Annotated in this window: 5 protein-coding genes and 1 pseudogene; 4 read left to right on the top strand and 2 right to left on the bottom strand. The window is 38.1% G+C overall.

What is annotated here, in order from left to right; translation table 11 throughout:
• A pseudogene (locus JMX95_RS13460) lies at window positions 1–776 on the bottom strand (hypothetical protein); the annotation flags it as partial.
• 324 nt (window positions 777–1,100) lie between these two features.
• On the opposite strand from JMX95_RS13460, the gene JMX95_RS13465 reads away from it, so the two are divergent.
• From JMX95_RS13465 to JMX95_RS13480, 4 genes are all read left to right on the top strand, one after another.
• Window positions 1,101–2,672: a MobA/MobL family protein gene (locus JMX95_RS13465; protein ID WP_201561069.1), complete on the top strand. Its 1,572-nt coding sequence runs from the start codon at window positions 1,101–1,103 to the stop codon at window positions 2,670–2,672.
• Window positions 2,669–3,493, top strand: a complete 825-nt coding sequence (locus tag JMX95_RS13470; protein WP_201561070.1) for a hypothetical protein — start codon at window positions 2,669–2,671, stop codon at window positions 3,491–3,493. Before JMX95_RS13465 ends, JMX95_RS13470 begins: the two co-directional genes overlap by 4 nt.
• A 311-nt stretch (window positions 3,494–3,804) precedes the next feature.
• Window positions 3,805–4,752, top strand: coding sequence for a replication initiation protein RepM (repM, locus tag JMX95_RS13475; protein ID WP_201561071.1), 948 nt, complete (start codon window positions 3,805–3,807; stop codon window positions 4,750–4,752).
• A 64-nt stretch (window positions 4,753–4,816) separates the two neighbouring features.
• Window positions 4,817–5,056, top strand: a complete 240-nt coding sequence (locus JMX95_RS13480; protein WP_201561072.1) for a hypothetical protein — start codon at window positions 4,817–4,819, stop codon at window positions 5,054–5,056.
• A 25-nt stretch (window positions 5,057–5,081) separates the two neighbouring features.
• On the opposite strand, the gene JMX95_RS13485 is transcribed toward JMX95_RS13480, so the two are convergent.
• On the bottom strand, window positions 5,082–5,951 hold the full coding sequence (locus JMX95_RS13485; RefSeq protein WP_201561073.1) for an HNH endonuclease: 870 nt from the start codon (window positions 5,949–5,951) through the stop codon (window positions 5,082–5,084).
• Window positions 5,952–6,023 lie beyond the last annotated feature (72 nt).

Here is a 6,023-nt window from a genome sequence, read left to right on the forward strand (position 1 = left end):
TTTTGGATAGCTTTACGTTGTGAATCTAGGTTGCCTAAAGTCATCTCTAGATTTTCAGCGACCCCTTTAAAGCTCTCGGCGTTGTTTGTGAATATTTTCGAGTTTTCAGTTACTACTGATGAGTCATGTACGACGCTCTCAAACTGAATGGCAACTGTTTCTATATTCTGTGTAATGGCATCTAATGACTTTGTTGATGTCTCAATATAGCTTTTGTATTGTTCTTGCCAATCTAAAAGCTTTGCTACGGCTTCATTCAGTTGCTTAAAGTTCTCTCCAAACTGCTCATTTATTTTGGCATTGAAGTCTTTTATGACCTCTTGCAACGCTTTAACCAGTTCATCAGAAGATGACTTTGAAATCTTATCAAGAGCTTTGTTTTGGGCTTCTGCGAGTTCTTTTATGTTTTGAGAGTTTTCTGTTCTTAACCCTTTCAGCTCTTTTAACATCTCCTGATCAATATTTGAGTCATCAACATAATCATTCTTTTCAAAAAACCTCCTGAAATTAAAGGTCAATGCCCATCCTACCCCAAACACAGAAGCCCAAAATGCAGTTTTCATGCTATCAAGTAAAGCAGGTACACTATCCTGAATATTCAAGGAGTTGAATTTTAGCAACCCTATAGCGATTGCAAAAAATGTCGCAAAAATTCCTAAAGTTGTTAGGATTGTAGGCGCTTGTTCTGAGGTTTTTTGGTCATGGTTTTTATGAAAATATAGCGCAAGAGCTGAAATGATCACAATAAACAGAAGAGTTTCGTTACTTAAACCCATTGAAATAGTCCTAACTAATTATGTTATAAGCAAATGAAACGTACTCAATTCATCAGATATAAGTTGGCTTCTAGAATTTTAATGAGGTAATGCTAGCATATATAAGTGCAACTCCAATTTAATAGTTTGATATCAGAAAATTATTGGCGCAGGTAAGCACTATTTAGAATATAAGGTTTTTAAGTCCCTCTGACTAAGAGCGCGTTTTCGAGAACTGTGATATATTCACCTAAAGGTTCATATTTCCCAATTCTCAAAACACGTTGGGGACACCCCAAACCCCAAAAACCAAGCTCAAAAAAGGCAGTCGTTATGGCGATATTCATGGCAAGCACCAAGTCAGTATCCAGAGGACAAGGACAAAATGCGGTTGCTGCTGCTGCCTACCGTGCCGGTGACAAATTGCTTGATGAAGATAAAGAACATGGCAAAACCCATGACTACCAAAAACGCAGCGGTGTATTAAGTGCCAATATTATATTGCCGACTTCCTTATCTGGTGGCGACATTGGCAGAGCCGAATTATGGAACATGGCTGAACGTAATGAGACTCGTAAAAATAGTCGTGTAGCTCGTGAATGGTTGATTGCCTTACCGCATGAACTGAGTGAACAAGATCGCAAAAACTTAGCTCATGACTTCGCCAGAACCTTAGCCGATAGATATCAGGTGATCGCAGATTGTGCGATCCATGTGCCAACTGATAAAGAAATCGAGCGCGGTGCAAGCCCTCTTAACTTCCATGCCCATATTTTATTAACCACGCGCACCGCCACAATCGACGATGACGGCAAAATCTACTTAACCAAAGACAAAGCCGACAGCGAAATATCAGACAATGACCGTAGGAAAAAAGGCTTACCACGCATGAGCGCTGAGATTAAGACAGTGCGTGAGCTGTGGGAACATACCGCCAACAAGGTGCTGGAAGCGAAAGGGCATCATTTAATCGACAGCCGTAGTTATAAATCACAAGGTATCGATCTAGTACCCCAAATCAAGATGGGTAAGGACGCTACGCACATGGAACGTAAAGGGATACCGACCGAAAAAGGTCAGTTTAACCGTGAGATTATCCAGTCTAATGAGTTGGTTTGGAACAAGCACTTAAACGACAACCAAAAAACCAATGCTAAAGCAGATCGAACCATTTCAGATCTACGCGAAAGCAAGCTGTTCATCGTCCCAGCTGTGCCAGAACCTAATTTTAAAAAGCGCAAAGTCTCTGATGTAGACCTAGCACGCGCCTACGATACGGCAAATAGACTTAAAAACATAAAGCTCGATCGTGAGAAAGTACAGCAAGCCGAGCAAGAGCGACTAAGGCAGAAGCAAATAGCTGACGCTGAACAAAAAAAGCAAGAGCAGTTAGAACAAGAGAAGCGAGAGCAACAACAGCGCAGAGACCAGATACGCGAAAGGATTGCTATGGAAACACGGCAATTTAATCAGAACTTTAAGCGACTAGCACAGCAACTCATTAAATTTGATAAGCCATACTTGCAGAAAATAGACCCAGACAGCGAGTTTGGCAAACATCTTGTGGCTATTGTAGCCGCAGATACCCTCATGCGAGAGCTAACAAGCTATCAACGCGACCCTGGCACCACAAAGCACCAACGAGAGCTTGCAGAGATTCAATACGAGCGTTTAGGCAACACCCTTATCGCGCAATCGCAATCAGCATTAGATAGCAGCAAAAGCACACGACAGAGCTTGACGCAAAAAGAGTATACAGCAGCATTAAAGGGCGTTTTTGATGCTATGGTACCTGAGCATAAGCAGAACCTCACACAAACGCAGCAGGAGCGCCTACAGAGCGTCTCAACAGCCATTAATGACCATAGCTATGATATCAATCGCAGTCGTAGCAGAGGACTAGGATTTCAGATATGACCGACAACGCCCAGTCGATTGAAATAGCAGAAATAATATTTACCCTTCAAATACTCATCGAACACCAGCAAGAGCTATTAGCAGAAGGTAAAGCCCAGGGTCAAACTAACGATGAACATGTAAAACAAATTTCAGCAATGATAAGGCAGTTAACTGAGCTATTAAAAACGTATCAAGATAACGCCCAGTCGATCACAGACAACACCATTCAATCTATCAAAAACACTATAAGCGTAGCCTTTGAGAAAAACCAAGAAAGCTATCATGCCCTGATAAATAAGGGCTTTACCACCCATATAGACACAGCGACCAAAAAGCTATCAACGGTTGCTGATAAGGTTGGACAGGAATTAGACGATATTAAGGTTGCTGCTACCAACTCAAAAACTGAGTTTGAAGGCAGACAGAGTTATTTTAAGTTATACGAGGACACGTATGACGAGCAAAGTAGGAAGCTCAAAGAGAGTGTAGACGGTACCGTTACTGCTATTATAAAAAATACCAAAGACAAGCTTGAAGATATTGGCAGTGACTTTAGTGATGATTTAGCAAAAAAACTTAGCTCCAAGGTGACTGTTGTACTTAGTGCTGTTTGTATCTCAGTTATGCTGCTAACGTTCGGTTTATCTTGGTTATTTATTCCTAGTAAGTCTGAAATTAGTGATAGACAAACAAAATATGATGAACTCGCTAAGGCTCAGGTCATGCCTAGTATTACTAAGCGTGAAGATGGTTATTATGCACGGATTGATTCTAAAACATGTATTGATAACCCTGACGCAAACCTACTGAATAAATCACTATTGTGCAAAATTAAATAAGTTAATTCATAATTTTATTTTTAATAAACACAGCTTTTAATTCTTTAGTTATCAACAACCAAAAATGCTTTTAATGCTTTTAAATGCTTTTAAATGCTTTTAAGCCATCTGTATGCTTTGCTACTCAAGGCATACAGCGCCCATATAAGGACGTTTAGTTACCCATATAAGGACGTTTAGTTACCCATATAAGGACGTTTAGTTACCCATATAAGGACGTTTAGTTACCATATAAGGACTAAAATAAATTAGTCCTTATAATGACTTTAAGATAATATGTCATTTAATAATAACATAGGGGTGATAATCTCGTGAGTAAAGGTAACTTAGTCGTTAAAACAAATCAGCTTAATTCAGCACTACAGAATTTATCTCTGCCTGAAATCCGTATTGTCCAATTGGCAATAGTAGATGCTAGGGAAACTAATACAGGACTGAGCACCGATAAGCCTTTACGCATTGATGCTTTACGATATGCTGAGATGTTTGAAACCACTCGGCAGAATGGCTATAAGCGTATGAAAGAAGCTGAGGAAACCTTGTTCAATAGGCGTTTTAGCTATATTGATGATGACGGCAAAGTTATTAAATCTCGTTGGATACAACAAGTAAAATACCTTGATGACGAGGGTGCGATTGAATTAGTTTTTACCCTTGCTGTGGTTAATGGCATTAGCCGTATCAATGGTGCAGAAGATTTTTTCACTTCATATCTGCTTGAGCAAACAGCCAGCATGGATAGTATTTACTCTGTCAGGCTTTATGAGCTGCTAGTACAGTGGAAAGCTGCCAAGCAAACCCCAATGTTTGAGCTTGAGAAATTTAGAGACCAACTAGGTGTCGAGGCTAGTGAATATAAGGCAATGTGCGACTTTAAAAAGCGTGTATTGCAAGTAGCTATTGATGAAATCAACGAAAAATCAGATATTAAAATCAGCTATGAACAAGTTAAAAAAGGGCGGAGCATAGCAGGTTTTAAATTCAAGGTTTTAGTTAAAGATAAGCCAAAAGATGCAAAGCAAGAAGGTAACAGAGATATAAACACAGCAGATATGTTTACAATTGAAGGGCTAAACGATAAGCAGTTAGGTCGTATTGCTCGCAATCCTAGCTTCATGGCAGATTACAATCACTTAGTTAGCTCTACCAGCCCAGCTGGTCAAAATGTTAAAGCATGGGAATCCGAAATAATAGATCGCCTCAAAAAAGACCCTTCGGATTTCACTAAACGACCAATTAGAGGTTATCTTGTGTATTAGCATTAGCTAATCAGTTCGTGATGAATAATTTTCAAATTCGATCACTTTTTTTAAGGGTATTAGTATGTATAAAAAAGCTTGTAATTTCATTCATAAGTTTAGTAAAAAGTTAGAAGATGTTAATAACGACCTAGATAATTATAATTTAAAAAATAACTTAAAGAATCAAGAGCTTAAAAAACATCACCATGAAAAAAGAACAAAAGTAGCTAATGAAAATGGGTTCGAAACAGTAGAAGATTTCGATCAAGCTATAGAAGACCTTAATGACGAAATTTTTGGGACACACAGTAAAAGAAAGTAAGTATTCAAGCTATTAGAATCTAAAGTTAACGTATATTTTGCTTCTTACGAATTTCTGAAATTTCTTTGACATGCCTGTTAGTATCAGGAAGATTGTACATATGACTATGCATTGGTTGTTTGGCATGGCAGTCAACACAAAGAGCCATTAAATTTGAATAATTATTTTCATTTTTTTGACTATTTATATGATGGGTGTGCAATAAGCGCCTATGACTAATCAAGTTAACAGCGCACTGTTCACAAGTCCATTTTTTAGACCCTCTATACTGACTACTAATTTGAGACCAGTCATTAGAGTACTGATTCAGTGGTGAGTTTTGACTAGAGTAGCCACCTTTATCTACTAATGATTTTGGATACTTTAAAAAAAAGTCCCTAACTTTAAAGTCGCTAACGCAAAGCTCTCTTTTCTCATGAGGCATGCTTTTAGAGTAGCTATTCCATCTTATAGTTTCTAAGCAGTTCCTACAGATACTTAAAGAGTGCTCTACTTTTGTAATCCTCTTGCCATTAATAAGGTTCAGATGAAAAAGGTCATTTTCATTTTGTGAAACAACATATCTTTTCTTCTTGCCATTACCAATCATCGTTTGTAGGGTTGAACAATGTGCAACGTGGAATCTAGGTAGCTTTAATTCATCTTTCCAATCACTAATATCACGTATATATAAAATTATTCTTTTACCGTTATGGGATAACGTGTGATCTTCTAACGGTGTGATTTCTGATAGGTCTTCAATGTCAATACCCGTAGTCTCAAGTTGAATTTGAGCTGCCTTATACTGACTATTTCCAAAATCCCCATAAGTATTTCTATCGACACCCATTTGACTCTTTAGAGCATTAAGAGAGTTGTTATTAAAAAAGTTGGGGAGTTTAATAGATAACATCATTCATTCTGACCTAAATCATCAATAATATTCTTTATATATTCGTCAGCATTAGTTCTTACTCTGAACTCAACT

The sequence above is a fragment of the Psychrobacter sp. NC44 genome (assembly GCF_904846655.1).
GTDB lineage: Bacteria > Pseudomonadota > Gammaproteobacteria > Pseudomonadales > Moraxellaceae > Psychrobacter.

Coding starts and splice junctions, on each gene's coding strand:
- JMX95_RS13465 (WP_201561069.1), top strand. CDS start 1,101: ATGGCAAGCACCAAGTCAGTATCCAGAGGACAAGGACAAAATGCGGTT.
- JMX95_RS13470 (WP_201561070.1), top strand. CDS start 2,669: ATGACCGACAACGCCCAGTCGATTGAAATAGCAGAAATAATATTTACC.
- JMX95_RS13480 (WP_201561072.1), top strand. CDS start 4,817: ATGTATAAAAAAGCTTGTAATTTCATTCATAAGTTTAGTAAAAAGTTA.
- JMX95_RS13485 (WP_201561073.1), bottom strand. CDS start 5,951: ATGATGTTATCTATTAAACTCCCCAACTTTTTTAATAACAACTCTCTT.